Annotated in this window: 15 protein-coding genes; 8 read left to right on the top strand and 7 right to left on the bottom strand. The window is 68.8% G+C overall.

All coding sequences use genetic code 11. The annotated features are described in order from the left end of the window. Positions 1 to 99 precede the first annotated feature (99 nt). Both ACFW48_RS06015 and ACFW48_RS06010 read right to left on the bottom strand, forming a co-directional pair. Positions 100 to 1287: a cytochrome P450 gene (locus ACFW48_RS06015; protein WP_386310847.1), complete on the bottom strand. Its 1188-nt coding sequence runs from the start codon at positions 1285 to 1287 to the stop codon at positions 100 to 102. A gap of 52 nt (positions 1288 to 1339) precedes the next feature. Next, on the bottom strand, positions 1340 to 2536 hold the full coding sequence (locus ACFW48_RS06010; RefSeq protein ID WP_386310846.1) for a cytochrome P450: 1197 nt from the start codon (positions 2534 to 2536) through the stop codon (positions 1340 to 1342). 84 nt (positions 2537 to 2620) lie between these two features. Between ACFW48_RS06010 and ACFW48_RS06005 the strand changes: the two genes are divergently transcribed. From ACFW48_RS06005 to ACFW48_RS05990, 4 genes are all read left to right on the top strand, one after another. Continuing rightward, positions 2621 to 3226: a TetR/AcrR family transcriptional regulator gene (locus ACFW48_RS06005; RefSeq protein ID WP_386310844.1), complete on the top strand. Its 606-nt coding sequence runs from the start codon at positions 2621 to 2623 to the stop codon at positions 3224 to 3226. 95 nt (positions 3227 to 3321) lie between these two features. Then, entirely contained in the window at positions 3322 to 4086 is a 765-nt protein-coding gene (locus ACFW48_RS06000) for an ABC transporter permease (RefSeq protein ID WP_386310843.1), read from the top strand. A gap of 246 nt (positions 4087 to 4332) precedes the next feature. Further along, positions 4333 to 5406, top strand: coding sequence for a selenide, water dikinase SelD (gene selD, locus ACFW48_RS05995; protein WP_386310841.1), 1074 nt, complete (start codon positions 4333 to 4335; stop codon positions 5404 to 5406). A 102-nt stretch (positions 5407 to 5508) separates the two neighbouring features. Continuing rightward, complete coding sequence (locus tag ACFW48_RS05990; RefSeq protein ID WP_386310840.1) at positions 5509 to 6144, top strand: class I SAM-dependent methyltransferase; 636 nt, start codon at positions 5509 to 5511, stop codon at positions 6142 to 6144. A 106-nt stretch (positions 6145 to 6250) separates the two neighbouring features. Here the strand turns inward: ACFW48_RS05990 and ACFW48_RS05985 are convergent, their stop codons facing one another. Next, positions 6251 to 6424 carry a rubredoxin gene (locus ACFW48_RS05985; RefSeq protein WP_386310839.1) on the bottom strand — a complete coding sequence of 58 codons (174 nt, stop codon included), beginning with the start codon at positions 6422 to 6424 and terminating at the stop codon, positions 6251 to 6253. A gap of 142 nt (positions 6425 to 6566) precedes the next feature. Between ACFW48_RS05985 and ACFW48_RS05980 the strand changes: the two genes are divergently transcribed. Together ACFW48_RS05980 and ACFW48_RS05975 are read left to right on the top strand one after the other, a co-directional pair. Continuing rightward, entirely contained in the window at positions 6567 to 7574 is a 1008-nt protein-coding gene (locus ACFW48_RS05980) for a polyprenyl synthetase family protein (protein ID WP_386310838.1), read from the top strand. Between the two features lie 65 nt (positions 7575 to 7639). Then, complete coding sequence (locus ACFW48_RS05975) at positions 7640 to 8461, top strand: IclR family transcriptional regulator (RefSeq protein WP_386310836.1); 822 nt, start codon at positions 7640 to 7642, stop codon at positions 8459 to 8461. Between the two features lie 82 nt (positions 8462 to 8543). Here ACFW48_RS05975 and ACFW48_RS05970 read toward each other — a convergent pair whose 3' ends face one another. Together ACFW48_RS05970 and ACFW48_RS05965 are read right to left on the bottom strand one after the other, a co-directional pair. Continuing rightward, on the bottom strand, positions 8544 to 9206 hold the full coding sequence (locus tag ACFW48_RS05970) for an ArsR/SmtB family transcription factor (protein ID WP_386310834.1): 663 nt from the start codon (positions 9204 to 9206) through the stop codon (positions 8544 to 8546). A gap of 91 nt (positions 9207 to 9297) precedes the next feature. Continuing rightward, positions 9298 to 10023 carry an ArsR/SmtB family transcription factor gene (locus ACFW48_RS05965; protein ID WP_386310833.1) on the bottom strand — a complete coding sequence of 242 codons (726 nt, stop codon included), beginning with the start codon at positions 10021 to 10023 and terminating at the stop codon, positions 9298 to 9300. A gap of 128 nt (positions 10024 to 10151) precedes the next feature. Here ACFW48_RS05965 and ACFW48_RS05960 point away from each other — a divergent pair, with 128 nt between their 5' ends. Next, positions 10152 to 11087 carry a 4-(cytidine 5'-diphospho)-2-C-methyl-D-erythritol kinase gene (locus ACFW48_RS05960; protein WP_386310831.1) on the top strand — a complete coding sequence of 312 codons (936 nt, stop codon included), beginning with the start codon at positions 10152 to 10154 and terminating at the stop codon, positions 11085 to 11087. Positions 11088 to 11142: 55 nt separating this feature from the next. Here the strand turns inward: ACFW48_RS05960 and ACFW48_RS05955 are convergent, their stop codons facing one another. Beyond that, on the bottom strand, positions 11143 to 12414 hold the full coding sequence (locus ACFW48_RS05955) for an MFS transporter (RefSeq protein ID WP_386310830.1): 1272 nt from the start codon (positions 12412 to 12414) through the stop codon (positions 11143 to 11145). A gap of 43 nt (positions 12415 to 12457) precedes the next feature. Continuing rightward, positions 12458 to 13828, bottom strand: coding sequence for a rhodanese-like domain-containing protein (locus ACFW48_RS05950; protein WP_386310829.1), 1371 nt, complete (start codon positions 13826 to 13828; stop codon positions 12458 to 12460). A gap of 88 nt (positions 13829 to 13916) precedes the next feature. Here ACFW48_RS05950 and ACFW48_RS05945 point away from each other — a divergent pair, with 88 nt between their 5' ends. Continuing rightward, positions 13917 to 15092: a cysteine desulfurase family protein gene (locus ACFW48_RS05945; protein ID WP_386310828.1), complete on the top strand. Its 1176-nt coding sequence runs from the start codon at positions 13917 to 13919 to the stop codon at positions 15090 to 15092. Positions 15093 to 15101: the final 9 nt, after the last annotated feature.

Here is a 15101-nt window from a genome sequence, read left to right as displayed (position 1 = left end):
CTGTCGGCGTCCGGGGGGGTCCCGCCGCGCGCGCCGGGGGCGCCGCCCCCCCAGCCGGGGGGGGGCGCCCCCCCCGGCCCCGTCCGTCGTGTACAACGGCTACCAGGTCACCAGTACCTGCTCGAATCCGGCCGTCAGCTTGCCCTTGCGGGCGGGCATCTCCTCGATCGGCACGGCGGGACGCAACCCGGGGAACCGCGGCAACAGCCGCGAGAAGAGGATCTCCAGCTGGAGCCGGGCCAGCGGCGCCCCCATGCAGTAGTGGTCACCCTGACCGAAGGCGATGTGCGGGTTGGGCGAGCGCCGGATGTCGAACGTCTCCGGATCAGGGTGGACCTCACCGTCGTGGTCGGCGCTGGGGCGGTCGAGAAGCACCAGTTCACCGGCCTTGACGCGCACTCCGCCTATGTCGAGGTCCTGCTTGGCGTACCGAGGGGACCAGCCCTCGGAGTGCGGCGCGATGCGCAGGATCTCGTCCAGGGCCGACGGCAGCAGGGTCATGTCGTCGAGCAGCTCCCGATGCGCCTCGGGATGGGCGAGAAGCAGCAGGACGCCGATGTCGATCATCGGAATCGTGGCCTCGTGGCCGGCGAACACCATCATCATCGCCTGGCGGGTGACGTAGTCGTCGTCGAGCGTCCCTCCCTCCGCCAGGCAGAGCGTGGACGTCAGGTCCTCGCCGGGCTCCTTGCGCTTCTTCCTGGTCAGCTCGCTCATGTAGGCGTACAGCTCCCCCAGGGAGGCCTGGGAGTGCTCGGCGTCGGTCATGTCGGAGATGCCGAGCGAGATCCTGCGGATCAGCTGGTGGTCCTCGGTGGGCACCCCGAGCAGTTCACAGATCATCAACGCCGGCAGCGGGAAGGAGACGATCGCGTGCAGATCCGCCGGCTGCGGCGAGGCCTCCAGCTGGTCGAGCAGCTGATCGGTGAGTTCCTCCAGTCGCGGCCGCAGCGTCCGCATGCGCTTCGGTGAGAAGTACGGCTGGATCAGTCGACGCTGCTTGGCGTGATCGGCCTCCTCCGTCTCGTACACCCCCGAGGGCCCGCCGAACCAGACGGAGTCGCTGGCCCTCGGCGCGCTGTCCGGGTCCGGATGGGAGTAGCCCAGCCTCCGGTCGGCCATCAGCTGCTTCACCACCTTGTGCCCCAGCGCGAGCCACGCCTCGTCACCGGCGGGCGTGATGACACGGTGGATGGGGGCCTGCTCGCGCAGCTCCGCGTAGCGTGGTGGAACGGTGAGTGCGTGCGGACAGGCGAATGGCAGCTCGGGCAACTCGTCGGTGGTCATGCATTCCTCCCCTGAGTACGTGATGGAGCCGTGTGAGCGGTTGTCGAGCGGGCTACCAGTTCACCGGGACCTCATGGAACCCGGCCGTGAGCAGCCCCCGGCGGATCGTCATCTCCTCGACCGGCACGGCGGGACGCAGGCGGGGAAAGCGGGGGACGAGCCGGGAGAACAACACCTCGAGTTCGAGGCGGGCGAGCGGCGCCCCCATGCAGTAGCGGGGTCCATAGCCGAAGGCCAGGTGTGGGTTGGGGCTGCGCCGGACGTCGAACTCGTCCGGGCGCACGTGGGCACTCTCGTCCCGATCGGCGCCCGGGCGTTCGAGGAGCACACAGTCGCCGGCGCGGATGGTCATGCCCGCGATGTCGATGTCCTCCCGGGCGTACCGCAGAGCCCAGGCCTCGGCGTGGGCGGACGCCCTGAGGATCTCATCGACGGCGCTCGGCACCAGATCGATGTCGTCGAGGAGGGCCTGGTGCTGGGCCGGGTTGGTCAGCAGCAGCAGTACTCCGAGATCGATGCTGGTGACGGTGGTCTCGTGACCGGCGAAGACCGTCATCATGGCCAGGTAGGTGATGTAGTCGTCGTCCAGGGTGCCGCCTTCGGCGGCGCACAGTACGGCGATCAGGTCGTCGCCGGGATCGCCGCTCTCCCGCTTCTTGCCGGTCAGTCGACTCATGTAGTCGTACAGCGCGGCCAACGACGCGCTGGATCGCCGCTGGTCGGCCATGTCGGAGATGCCGTCGGACCACTCACGGATGAGGGAGCGGTCCTCGGCGGGCACGCCGAGCATCTCGCAGATCACCAACGCGGGCAGCGGAAAGGCCACGAGCTCATGGAGGTTGGCGGGCTGGCCGACGTCCTCCATCTCGTCCAGGAGATCGTCGACGAGGACCTCGATACGGGGGCGCAGGGTGCGCATCCGCCTGGGCGAGAAGTACGGCTGCAGCAGATCGCGCATCCGCGTGTGGTCCGTCTCCTCCGTTTCGTAGTTGCCGGCGGGCCCTCCCAGCCAGGCTGAGTCACTGACGCGGGCGGCCTCCTCGGGGTTCGGGTGGGCCCGTCCCAACCGCTTGTCGGCGAAGAGCTGCTTGACGACGTCGTGCCCTACGGCGAACCAGGCCTCGTCACCTGCGGGGGTGAGCACTCGGTGCAGGGGACCGTCCTTGCGGAGCTCATGCACGCGCGGCGGTATGGACAGGCCGTCGGGGCGGGCGAAGGGCAGCCGAGGCAACTCGGCGGAACTGCTCATGGTTCCTCCCGCAACAGTGCAACTTCGGTTTGTATATCCTAGAGTTAACACTCCGAAGTAGACAACGCCCTTCGGAGGAACACCATGTCGTTGACGAGGGATCAGGCGCCCGCACCTCAAGGCCGTTCGGGAGGGGAGCGCCGGCTGCGCCGGCCCGAACGCCGGGAGCAGATCCTCGCCGCGGCCACTCGCGCCTTCTCCCGCGCCGGCTACGCGGACACGGGCCTCGACGCCATCGCCGCAGAGGCGGGCATCACGCGCGTACTGCTCTATCGGCACTTCGATTCGAAGAGCGACCTCTACCGCGCCGTGCTCGACCGAGCTTTCACCCGGCTGTCCGACGCGGTGGGGAGCGGCGGTTTCGGCGATGACAGCATCCCGGCCCTTCTCCGCGCCGCCGGCGAGGACCCCGAGGGTTTCCGACTCCTCTTCAGGTACGCGGCCAGGGAAGCGGAGTTCCGCGACCAGATGGACCGCTTCAGCGCCGACGCCGAGGCCGCCGCGGCACACTACCTCGCCGCCGTCGTCCCTGATCCGACCTGGGCGAAATGGGCGTCACAACTCGTGCCCACCGTGGCCATCGAGGCCGTTCTGTGCTGGCTCGACGCGGGCAGGCCGGACGCCGAGGCGGCAGCCCGGCGCATCGATCAGGCCATTCGCGGCGTCATCGCCAGCGTCATCGAGAGCTAGAGCCGGAGCAACACTATGCAATGAGTTCACGATGTTCTATGCTCACGATCTGTGTGAACCAGCAGCCTGCCCTGCCTTCAAGGATGTGAGCCCACATGCGTCGGCTGATCGCCGCAGAGTTCCAGAAGATGTTCACGACACGGCTGTGGCTGTGGCTACTCCTCATCTCGATGTGGCTGACATGGGTGTTCGTCTACATCGCCATCGAATACGGCGACGAGGCGGGCAACGCGCAGTCGGCACTCGACACAGCCGCGGGACAGCGCACCGTACTGGCCGCGTCGGTCATGGGTGCCGCACCACTGATCGCCGTACTGGCCGCGATCGGCATGTCCGGCGAGTACCGCCACAAGACCGCGACCTCGACCTTCCTCGCCACACCCCGGCGAGACCGGGTCGTCTTCGCCAAGATGATCACGTACCCACTGGTCGGCGTCGTCTACGGCGCGGTCAACTTCGCCTTGGCGGCAGCGATCGCCGTCCCCTGGCTGTCGAACAAGGACATCGACGTCTCACTCACCGGCAGCGGAATCCCAGGGGCCTTCCTCGGAGTCGTCCTTGCCGTCATGCTCTACGCCGTGCTGGGCGTGGCCCTCGGCGCCCTGATCCGGGAGCAGGTCGCCACCGTCGTGGCCCTCCTGCTGTACACCCTCCTCATCGAGGGACTCCTGGCCCGACTCGAGCCGCTGAGCGGGGTCGCGACGTACCTCCCAGGAGTCGCGGAACGCGCTCTCGCCCAAGTCCACCAATGGGACGTCGACTTCCTGGAGCCCTGGCAGGGAGGCATCGTCCTCGCCCTCTACGCGGCGGCTCTCGCGGCCTTCGGTGTGTTCCTCACCAAGCGGCGCGACGTGACCTGATCCGACCGCCGCACCCCGGCTCGGCAAGATCACCGACCACCCACTCCAGCAGCCTGCGGACTCCATACCACCTCCTGATCAGCCTGCCCGGCAGAGCCACCCCCGCCTCTGCCGGGCAGGCCTTCGCCCTGCGCGCACCGCGTCCCCTCACAGAACGCCGCACAACCGGCGTGCACCCTTTCGCCGACACCGGGCAAACTGCTAGCGTCATCAAGTCACGCAATTCCAAAGACATTTGGAGCATTGATGACCACCACTCCCTCGCCCCAACTTCCCCGCCTCACCTCGCTCTCCCCCGGCGCCGGGTGCGCATGCAAGCTGCCCATGAGCAAGCTCGAGACCCTCTTCTCCTCCTTGACTGCCGGCCTTCAGCCCGCATCCGGGGACCTGCTCATCGGGGCCCTCGAGGGTGACGACGCCGCCGTCCTGCGCCTCGACGAGGAGCGGGCGATCGTGCTCACCACGGACTTCTTCACCCCCATCGTCGACAACCCCAGGGACTGGGGCCGGATCGCCGCGGCCAACGCCCTGTCGGACGTCTACGCGATGGGCGGCAAGCCGCTCATCGCCGTCAATCTGGCCGCCTGGCCGGGCAGCGACCTGCCCATCGAGATGCTGGGCGATGTGCTGCGCGGTGGGGCCGACATCGCCACCTCGGCGCAGTGCGCGGTCGTGGGTGGTCACACCGTCGACGACCCCATCCCCAAGTACGGCATGGCCGTTGTCGGAATCGCCCACCCGGACCGTCTGTTCGCGATCGACAAGGTGAGCCCGGGCAACCAGCTGATTCTCACCAAGGCGATCGGCACCGGTGTCATCTCGACCGCGCTCAAGAAGGGCGCCGCCGACGAGGCGACCATCCAGGCCGCCGTGGACTCGATGACACAGCTGAACGCCGGCGGGAGCGAGGCCGCCCTGGAGGCGGGCGTCCGAGCGGCGACCGATGTCACCGGTTTCAGTCTGCTGGGGCACCTGCACCGCATGCTGCGGGCCAGCGGACTCGCCGCCTCGATCGACGCGGCGGCGGTTCCCCTGCTGCCCCAGGCGGCCGATCTCGTGGGTGAGGGGTTCGTGTCCGGCGGCACACGGGCCAACATGGACCGGCTGAAGGACGTGGTCGCCGTCGACAGCTCCGTGCCCGAGGAACTGTCGACCCTCCTGTTCGACGCGCAGACCTCCGGCGGCCTCCTCCTCGCCGTACCGGAGGACGACACCACGCTGCTCGACACACTGAAGAGCCAGGGCCTGCCGGCCGCCGTGGTGGGCCGCGCGGCAGCGGGCACACCGGGCGCGGTGACGGTCACCCACTCGTTCGCCTGACGACACTCTCGTCCACGGCTGGCATCCCGGAGGATCGTGTATATACTTCATGATGAAGTAGCTACGACATCTTGCGGGGTGTCGGCGAGGAAACGGGGGGCCATGACGACAAGCCGTCCGATCTTTGGACGCCTCTACCCTCGGATGAACCGGGCCATGCAAAAGGCCGGTATCTCCGTTCACCGGGAGCGACTGCTTGCCGGGCTGACCGGCAGAGTGATCGAAATCGGAGCGGGCGACGGCGCCAGCTTCCCTTTCTATCCGGCCGATGTGACTCACCTTTCCGCCGTGGAACCGGAACCTCACCTCCGAAAGCACGCGGAAAGCGCCACTGAGGGCGCGAAAATTCCGACCGAGGTGGTTGACGCGGCAGCCGATCACCTGCCGTTCCCGGATGCTCATTTCGACGCGGCCGTCGTCTCGCTCGTCCTGTGCTCCGTACAGGAGCAAACTGAGGCGCTGAACGAGATCATGCGCGTCCTGCGGCCGGGCGGTCAGCTGCGCTTCTTTGAGCACGTCCGGGCCGAGTCACCGGGGCTGCGCAGGGCCCAGCGCGTACTCGACGCCACCGTCGGCCCGACCTTGTGCGGCGGATGCCACAGCGGACGGGACACCCTTTCGGCGATCACCCGGACGGGGTTCCGTATCGAACAGTTCGAGCGGTTCCGCTTCCCCGAGACCCCCGTCCCCATGCCGGCCTCCCAGCACGTCCTGGGGACGGCCGTCGCGCCGGCCTGACCTTCCCCCGGTCCCGGCCGCACGCGACAGTTCCGGCGTCGCTCGAAGTTCCGGGCGGCGCCGGAATTCACTCCGACGCCGCCCGGACGAAATCGCGAGATCTCCGTCAGCGCAGAGTGATCTCGACCATCTCGAAAGTCGCCTTCGCGGCACCACACTCAGGACACGCCCAGTCATCGGGTATATCCGCCCACTGAGTACCCGGCGGGAATCCTTCTTCGGGCCAGCCCTTGGCCTCGTCATAAATAAAGCCACAGACCTGGCATTCCCAGACCTTCACATCGACTCCCTGATGTCGAACGTGCTTGGCAATCCTCTTGCACTTCACGGTGCGGTCTGTATGATAACAGCTAATCCATAGATACAGAAACTTATGGATTAATGGACAATCGGCGGAACGTACCAGGAAGCGGGGTGGCAGCATGCCTGTCCAAGACAGCCTTATACAGCGCGACGGCGTCGAACCTCTCGGGCAGCTCGTGGCGGACGAGCTGGAGAGGCGGTGGGCCGGCGGAGCGGGCGCACTCGACGCGATCTGCTACTACTCGCTGGTGCCGACAGGCAAGTTGTTCCGGCCCATCCTGCTGCTGGACTCGGCCCAGGCAGTCGGCGGCGATCCCGTGGCGGTGCTTCCCGCGGCCGCGGGGGCGGAGTGCGGCCACGTCGCCAGCCTCATCCATGACGACATCATCGATCAGGACGACCTGCGGCGCGGACGGCCGTCGGTACAGAGCAAGTACGGGATAAACGACGCCATAGTCGCCGGTGACGCCCTGATCTTCGACCTGTTCGCCTCGCTCGCCGAGTGCCGGCGAACCGGTGTCCCCGACAGTCGCGTCGCCAGGGCGCTGGGGGCCGTCGCCCACGCCGGCCTGGACCTGTGCCGGGGGCAGAGCCTGGAGGCGGAGCTCACCGCCAGTCGACGGTTCGACGCGGCCACCTACATCCAGGTCGCCATACTGAAGACCGCCGCGTTCTTCCGAGGGGCCTGTGAGAGCGGCGCCATCCTGGGCGGGGGCTCGTCGGAGCAGGTGGCGGCGCTGCGCCTGTACGGCGAGACGATCGGTACGGCCTTCCAGATCCACGACGACCTGCTGTCCTACCTCAGCAAGAGCGAGGTGACCGGCAAACCCGACGTCAGCGACGTGCAGAACGGCCGCGTCACGCTGCCGGTGATCCTCGCCCATGAGGCCGGCACTCCGGACGAGAGGCGGCAGTTGACGGATGCGCTGTTCCGGTCCTCGGACGCCGAGCAGGCTCTGACGGTGGTCACACGGATCGCCCGGAACACCGGGGCGATCGCCGCTGCCACCCACATGGCCCGCACCTACGCGGAGACGGCCAAGAACGCCGTGCTGACCCTGCCTCCCTCACCGAGTCGCGAGCGGCTCACCTTCTTCGCCGACGCCGTCATCAACCGGGACTACTGACATCACAGTCCTCTGACATCACAGTCCTCAATGGCGGCGAAAGGAGGCCGGCGTTCATGAATCCCGTGCGCAACGCAGCTTCCGAGGACACCCCCTCGGGTGCGGTCGAGAAGGCGGCACTGGTGCTGGAGGCCTTTCCGCCGGGGCGCACGGCTCTCGGCGTCACCGAGCTCGCCCGGAGGTGTCGCCTTCCCAAGTCGACGACCCACAGGATCCTGCAGGTCCTGGAAACCATCGGCATGGTCGAGCGCCAAGAGACCGGGTACCTGCTGGGGGCGCGTATCCGGCTGCTGGCCGACACTTACGACGGCAGATCACCCTCACAACTGAGGAACTGCGTGCTGCCCTGTCTGCTGGACCTCTACGAGGCCACACATCTCACGGTTCACCTCGGCGTCTGGAGCGGGGGGAGGGTTCTCATCGTGGAGAGCCTGCACGGCAGAACCGCCGCCATGACCTTCACCGAGGCCGGCTCACTCGTCCCCGCCCACTGCACCGCGCTGGGACGAGTGCTGCTGGCCCACGCCGGCGAATACGCACGCCTACGCGCTCTACGGGGCGGCCTGCGCTCCTACACAGCAGAGACCATGGTGTCGCCTGTGCTGCTGGCGCGGGAGCTGGAAGGTGTGCACCGCCTCGGGGTGGCGCACACGGCGAACCAGTTCCTGCCCGGAACGACGGAGGTGGCAGCACCGATCGTCGACGGCAACCGGTCCGTCGTCGCGGCCGTCTCCGTATCGGGGCCCACGGGGCGCTTCGACGGCGAAGGCGTCTCACGGCTGGTCCGTCATGCGGCGCAGGAGGCATCGCTGTCCCCCTGCCTGGGAGGCACGTCCCGGCCTGTCCGACGCCTGGAACGTCCGGACGGGGCCCTGCAGTACGTGTGAAGGGCCCGCAGCCCACGACCTGGCCGGCAGGGCTCCGCGGCCGAGTCCCGGAGGATGTCCCCGAGGAGGCTCGAAGGCACGCTCAGACCTTCTCGGCGGTCACCGGCAGACCGTCGACGCGCCACTCCAGCATGCCGTCCTCGAGGCGCACGGCCGAGCGGCCCTGGCCCCTGAGCAGGCGAACGGCCTCGTGGGCGAGTACGCAGTAGCTGCCGCGGCAGTACGCCACGATGTCCCGGTCCGACGGCAGGGCGGTGAGCCGTTCACCCAACTCCTCCAGGGGAATGCTGAGCGCACCGGGGATGTGCCCGGACAGGTACTCCTCGTGAGACCGCACGTCCAGCACTATCACATTGCCTTCCTTGGCCCTGGCCAGGAGTTCCTCCCTGCCGATGGCCTCGGTCTCCTCACCTAGGTATGCGGCGCGCGCCCGCTCGGTCTCGGCAATGTGGTTCTGCGCGACGTTGCGGATCAGCACATAGAGGGCGGCCACGTCATCACCGGCAAGCCGGTAGTAGACACGCGTGCCCTCTTTGCGCGTCGTGACGACGCCGGCACGCTTGAGCGCCTGCAGATGAGCCGAGGCAGTGGTGAGACCCAGCTCAGCCGCCTTGGCGAGCGACTCCACGGTCCGCTCGCCCTGGGCGATCAGATCGAGCAGCTCCAGGCGCTTGCCGCTGCCGAAGGCCTTCCCGATCCGCGCGAACTGTTCGTACAGCTCCGTCTTGAGCTGCGAGTTACCCATATCCACTCCCCAAGTATTCCTAGGATTACGGTAACAGCTCTTGACGGTCCTCTACCAGAGCGAGTCCGCCCTGTGAAGGGGGTACCGTCGGTCAAAAGGACTGATCCCGTACATCCCTTCCCCCCGCCCTGGGCGCGGGCGGCCGCCAGCCGCCCATGCCCGGGCTTTCCACCGGCAGTCCGGCGAGCCGCCACTCGAGCATCCCGTCCGCCAGGCGAACGGTCCTGCGCCCTCGGGCGGAGAGCAGCCTGGCCGCCTCTCTGGACAGCACGCAGTTGGCGCCACGGCAGTAGGCGACGACCTCCACAGTGTCCGCCAACTCCTCGAGCCGGGCCTCGAGCTCCACCAGGGGGATCGACAGGGCGCCGGGAATGTGGCCCGCCAGATATTCTTCGAGGGGCCGGACGTCCAGGACGACCGCCGTGCCTTCGGCCACCCTTTCCAGTAGTTCGTCGCGCGTGAGCTGGACCGTGTCGTCGGCACCGAGGTAGGCCTCCCTCGCGACACCGACCTCGGCCAGATGGCGCTGCGCGACCTGCTGCAGCATCACGCAGAGCCGTGCGACATCCTCACCGGCGAGGCGATAGCAGATACGCACGCCGTCGCGGCGCGCGGTGACCAGGCCCGTCTGCTTCAGCGTCTGCAGGTGCGCCGATGCCGTGGTCAGGTTCAGCCCCGCTGCCGCGGCGAGGATCTCGACACTCCGCTCTCCCTGGGCAAGCAGCTGCAACAGCTCCAGACGCTTGCCATTGGCCAGCGCTCGGCCTGCCGTTGCCAGCGTGTCGAAGAGAGCGGACTTGAGAGCAGCATCCACCATCACATCCTCCAGTTATTCATGGATAATGATATGAGAACCTCTTCCTTCGGTGCCACCCTTTCTTGGTCGTTTCCGCTCCACCGGCTCCGGGGGAGTCCGCCGACGCAGCTGGAGACAAGGAGAGTCCTGTGCAGGCAACAGCGCGTGTACCGGCGAAGGTGAACGTCCGTCTGAGTGTGGGCCCGCTGCGCGCGGACGGCTTCCATGAGCTCGTGAACGTCTTTCTCGCCGTCGGCTTGTACGACACCGTGACCGTCACACCCGCCGACCGGTTGCGAGTCACGTGCTCGGGGGAATCCGCCGACCAGGTTCCTCTCGATGCGACGAACCTCGCGGTCCGAGCGGCCGAGCTGTTCGCCGAACGCACGGGCCGCTCCCCCGGTGTGCGCATCCACATCGACAAGAACATTCCCGTGGCCGGCGGAATGGCGGGCGGCAGCGCGGACGCCGCAGGAACCTTGCTCGCCTGTGACGCGCTGTGGAGAACGGGCATGCCGCGTGCCGAACTCCTCTCCCTGTGCGCCGAACTGGGCAGTGACGTTCCCTTCGCTCTCATCGGAGGCGCGGCGATAGGCACCGGCCGGGGTGAGCGCCTGCGGCCCGTGGCGACGACGGGCACCTTCCACTGGGTGTTCGCCATCGCCGACGGGAGCCTGTCGACGCCGACGGTCTACCACGAGCACGATCGTCTCCCCCGGGACACGGTCGGTCCGCCGTCCACGCCGCCCGAACTGCTGGCGGCCCTGCGCCATGGTGACGCGGCGACCCTGGCGGACCATCTCGGCAACGACCTGCAGCCCGCCGCCCTCTCCTTGCGTCCGTCGCTGGCGGACACCCTTGAGGTGGGCACCGCGGCGGGAGCGCTGGCCGCGCTGGTGTCGGGCTCCGGGCCGACCACGGCGTTCCTCGTGAGGGATCAGGAATCCGCCCGGCATGTGGCCGCGGCCCTCCAGCGCTCCGGCACATGCCGTACGACCCGCGTCGCCTCCTCGCCCGCGCCAGGAGCGACTCTCGGCGGCGCCGAGCCGCCCTTCCGACCGGCTCACCTGAACCGTTGTCGCTGAGCGACTCCGAACGGGCTGCCCCACGGGCATGCCAGGCGCCCGGCGACGGGAGGACTCACCGAACTGGATGCTCGGTGATCCAGCGCGCGGCCACTAGGCCCGAGGCCGCGGTGAGGACGGCTGCGGCGATCACTGTCGCGTTCAGGCCGAGCGTGTCGGCGAGGATTCCGGCTACCAGCGCGCCCACCGCATAGCCGATGTCCCGCCAGAAGCGGTACGTGCCGAGCGCGCCCACCCGCCAGGCCGGGTGGGCGTGGTCGGAGACGGAGGCGATCAGGGCCGGGTAGACCATCGCGGTGCCGATGCCCAGGGCCACCGCGGAAAGAAGCCCGGCGAGCAAGGGCCGGTCCAGCAGGGCCAGGGCGAGGACGAATCCGGCGGCCTGGACCAGCATGCCGTACACAATCAGCGGTTTGCGGCCGACCCGGTCGGCGAGGTGGCCGGTGGGAATCTGTCCCATGCCCCAAAGGATCGGATAGAGGCCCTTGATGAGACCGACGGCGGCCAGGCCCAGGCCGTGCTCGGTGAACAGCAGCGGGAACACGCCCCACGTGAGGCCGTCGTTGAGGTTGTTGACCAGCCCCGCCTGGCTGGCGCCGCGCAGGGAACGGTCGCGCCAGGACGTACGGGCGAAGATGGCGGCCGTGGTCGTTTGCTGACCGGACGGCAACGGCTTGGAATGTTGGGCGAGTTCGAGGGCGACGTGGGCCGCGGTGTCCCGTACCGCCAGGGACAGGACGAGTCCGGCGGCAACGAAGACGACACCGATGAGCTCAGGGGCGGGACGCAGACCGTATTCGGTGGCGAGATAGCCAGTCAGCAGGGCCGTGGCACCGACGGCCGTATATCCCGCGGCCTCGTTCAGCCCCGTCGCCAGCCCCCGGCGCGCCGGTCCGACCAGGTCGATCTTCATGTTGACGGTCATCGACCAGGTCAAGCCCTGGTTGAGGCCGAGCAACACGTTCGCGGCGACAATCCAGCCCCAGGACGGCGCCCACGCCAGCGCGAAGGGCACCGGTATCCCGATCAGCCAGCCCGCCAGCAGCAGCTGCCGACGGCGGAACCGGGCGGTGAGGGAGCCGACGGCGAGGTTGGTCAGGGCCTTGGTGACACCGAACGCGATGATGAACGAGAAGACCGCCAGATCGCTCGTCAGTCCGAAGACGTCTGTGCCGATCAGCGGCACGGTGGTGCGCTCCAGGCCCACCAGTGCACCCACGCACACGTTGACGACAACGAGCAGGGTGAACTGGCCCAGGTTCTCGCGGAGTCCGAGCCTGACCGGTGGCATCGGCGCCGTCGTGTCATGGTCGATCGGGTCGTGCATCAGGCCCTCCGCGGGCTGTCTCGTCGGGGGCTCGTCGTTTCCTTCACTGGGCGTCGCCCTGGGCGAGCCGCTGCCCATGTGCCACGGCGTAGTCCTCCGGCGCGCCCCTCAGCACGGCAAAGTCACGATGGCCCGCGCGCTCGAGCAGGCTCGCAGCGGTCATCGCGCGCTCGCCGTGGCCACAGGCCAGCACCGCACCCCTGGGCGCTTCGGCGGTCCGTGCGGCGAGGTCGCCGAGTTCGATGTGGACGGCGCCGGGGACATGCCCGGCGGTGTACTCGGCCGCCTGCCGGACGTCGACGTAGGGTCGGTCCCCGGTCCGCTCGGCGGTGAGGAAGTCCGTGGCCAGCTGCGGGTTTCCGGCAGCGAGCCAGGCCGCCATACCGCCGTCCAGGTGGCCGGCCAGCCGCTCATAGCCGATTTTGTACGACTGCCAGACGACCTCGGCGAGGTTCTGGTCGTCGCGGGCGACGAAGGCGAGAGGCGCGTGCTGCGGCAGGAGCCAACCGAGCCAGGTGGCGAACTGGGCGCGCAGCGGGATGGACAGGGAGCCGGGGACATGGCCGGCGGCGTAGTCGGCCGCGGGCCGGACGTCCACGACCAGGCCACCCTCGGCGAGCAGCGCCCCCACCCGCGCGGGGTCCAGTGCGGGCAGCTCCGGCGCGGGGGGCAGGACGGCGGGGCCGCGCCGGTTGGCCTCGGAGAGCCGGTCGAAGTAGGCAGGGTAGGAACCGAGACCTGCGAGCAGCCGACGCACGAAGACGTCCTCGTTCGGAGCGGCCAGGAGCGGGTTGGCCCGCTTCTCGGCGCCGATCGTCGTGGTGCGCTCCGCTCCGGGCGGCGCTGAACAGAACGAGCCGGCTCCGTGAGTGGGCCACACCGCTGTCTCGTCCGGCAGACTCGACAGCCTGCGCAGCGAGCGGTACTGGGCACGCGTGAGCTCTTCTGCGCGGTCGGCGCCCAGGAGGTCAGTGCGGGCGGCGGAGCGCACGATCAGGGAGCCACCGGTGAACACGCCCAGTTCACGGTTGCCGTCCGCGAGAAGGAAGGCGAGGTGTTCGTCGGTGTGCCCGGGGGTGGCCAGGGCGCGCAGGGTGAGGCCGCCCAGATCCACCTCGTCGCCGTCCGCCAGGGGCGTGTGAGGGAACGCGCGCCGTCCTGATGCGGACGCCAGCACGGTGGCGCCGTGGTCGTGACCGAGCTGGACTGCACCCGAGAGGAAGTCGGCGTGCAGATGTGTGTCGGCCGCGTAGGCGACGGAGAGGCCGCGCCGCTCGGCGACCGCGCTCAGTGCGCGCAGGTCTCGGGCGGCGTCCACAGCGAGCGCGCGGCCGTCGCCCAGGTCGACGAGGTAGGCGCTGTTGCCGAGCCCTTCGTCGATGAGCGGTATCAGGTGGTCATCGGCGAAGCCCATGGCAGTCCTCCGTCCTGGGTGCGTCGGCTCATCCGAACCGACGCTTTCACTATTCCATGGATGTATGGAAGGTACCATGTCGGACACTATGACTCCTCGATCGAAGCCCCGGCACCCGGGCCTGGCCCATGGCCCGGTCTATCTGGACTACAACGCCACCACACCCGTCGATCCTCGAGTGGTCGAGGCGATGTCCCCGCATCTGACGGAGTTCTTCGGCAACCCCTCCAGCAGCCACTCGTACGGCGCCGAGCCCGGGACGGCCCTGGCCGATGCACGGGCGGAGGTCGCCGCACTGATCGGTGCCTGTCCCCACGAGATGGTTTTCACCGCCTCCGGCTCCGAGGCCGACCTCCTCGCACTGCGCGGCGTGGTGCTGGGCTCGGGCAGATCCCGCCCCCATGTGATCACTCAGGTCACGGAACATCCGGCCGTGCTGGAGACCTGCCGCGCGCTCCAACGGTTGCACGGGGTGAGGGTCACCGTGCTGCCCGTCGACGGCGACGGGCTGGTCGATCCGGCCACGCTGGCCGGCGCCTTCACGAAGGAAACGGTCCTTGTATCGGTGATGGCCGCCAACAACGAGACCGGTGCGCTCCAGCCGGTCACCGAGCTGGCCGCCCTGGCCCATGAGCACGGGGCTCTTTTCCACTGTGACGCCGCCCAGGCCGTCGGCAAGATCCGGGTCGATGTCGGCGCTTGGGACGTGGACCTGCTCACCGTGGTCGGGCACAAGATGTACGCCCCGAGGGGCGCCGCTGCCCTCTACGTGCGCGACGGTGTGCACCTGGAGCCGGTGGTGTACGGCGGCGGCCAGGAGCGTGGACTGCGCGCCGGCACCGCGAATGTCGCCCTCGCGGTGGCACTCGGTGCTGCGGCCCGGCTGGCCGACGAGGAGCTCGCCGACGGCACCGCCGACCGGATCGCGGCCCTGCGCGACGACCTCCACCAGCGCCTGACAACCGCGCTGCCCGGCCGCGTCCACCTCAACGGACCCGAGCGAAGGCGTCTGCCGAACACGCTCAACATCAGCGTTGACGGTGCGCTCGGGCATGAACTCCTCGCTTCCGCCCCCGAGATCGCCGCCTCGACCGGCTCCGCCTGCCACAGCGGTGCGCACACCCCTTCCCCCGTCCTGACCGCGATGGATGTGCCCACCGAGCGGGCCCTCGGCGCGCTGCGGCTCACTCTGGGGCGCTGGACCACCGAAGGAGACATCGACGTGGCGGCAACAGCCCTCGTGCGCGCCGCTGCGACAAACTGACCGGCCCCC

Source organism: Streptomyces sp. NPDC058812 (genome assembly GCF_042744565.1).
Lineage (GTDB): Bacteria > Actinomycetota > Actinomycetes > Streptomycetales > Streptomycetaceae > Streptomyces > Streptomyces thinghirensis.
This window is presented reverse-complemented; position numbering and strand designations above follow the sequence as displayed.

Excerpts from the sequence above, each read along its gene's own strand:
- ACFW48_RS05955 (WP_386310830.1), bottom strand. The coding sequence starts at position 12,414 with ATGCACGACCCGATCGACCATGACACGACGGCGCCGATGCCACCGGTC.
- ACFW48_RS06000 (WP_386310843.1), top strand. The coding sequence starts at position 3,322 with ATGCGTCGGCTGATCGCCGCAGAGTTCCAGAAGATGTTCACGACACGG.
- ACFW48_RS05965 (WP_386310833.1), bottom strand. The coding sequence starts at position 10,023 with ATGGTGGATGCTGCTCTCAAGTCCGCTCTCTTCGACACGCTGGCAACG.
- ACFW48_RS05970 (WP_386310834.1), bottom strand. The coding sequence starts at position 9,206 with ATGGGTAACTCGCAGCTCAAGACGGAGCTGTACGAACAGTTCGCGCGG.
- ACFW48_RS05990 (WP_386310840.1), top strand. The coding sequence starts at position 5,509 with ATGACGACAAGCCGTCCGATCTTTGGACGCCTCTACCCTCGGATGAAC.
- ACFW48_RS05945 (WP_386310828.1), top strand. The coding sequence starts at position 13,917 with ATGACTCCTCGATCGAAGCCCCGGCACCCGGGCCTGGCCCATGGCCCG.
- ACFW48_RS05950 (WP_386310829.1), bottom strand. The coding sequence starts at position 13,828 with ATGGGCTTCGCCGATGACCACCTGATACCGCTCATCGACGAAGGGCTC.
- ACFW48_RS06010 (WP_386310846.1), bottom strand. The coding sequence starts at position 2,536 with ATGAGCAGTTCCGCCGAGTTGCCTCGGCTGCCCTTCGCCCGCCCCGAC.
- selD (WP_386310841.1), top strand. The coding sequence starts at position 4,333 with ATGACCACCACTCCCTCGCCCCAACTTCCCCGCCTCACCTCGCTCTCC.
- ACFW48_RS06015 (WP_386310847.1), bottom strand. The coding sequence starts at position 1,287 with ATGACCACCGACGAGTTGCCCGAGCTGCCATTCGCCTGTCCGCACGCA.
- ACFW48_RS05980 (WP_386310838.1), top strand. The coding sequence starts at position 6,567 with ATGCCTGTCCAAGACAGCCTTATACAGCGCGACGGCGTCGAACCTCTC.
- ACFW48_RS06005 (WP_386310844.1), top strand. The coding sequence starts at position 2,621 with ATGTCGTTGACGAGGGATCAGGCGCCCGCACCTCAAGGCCGTTCGGGA.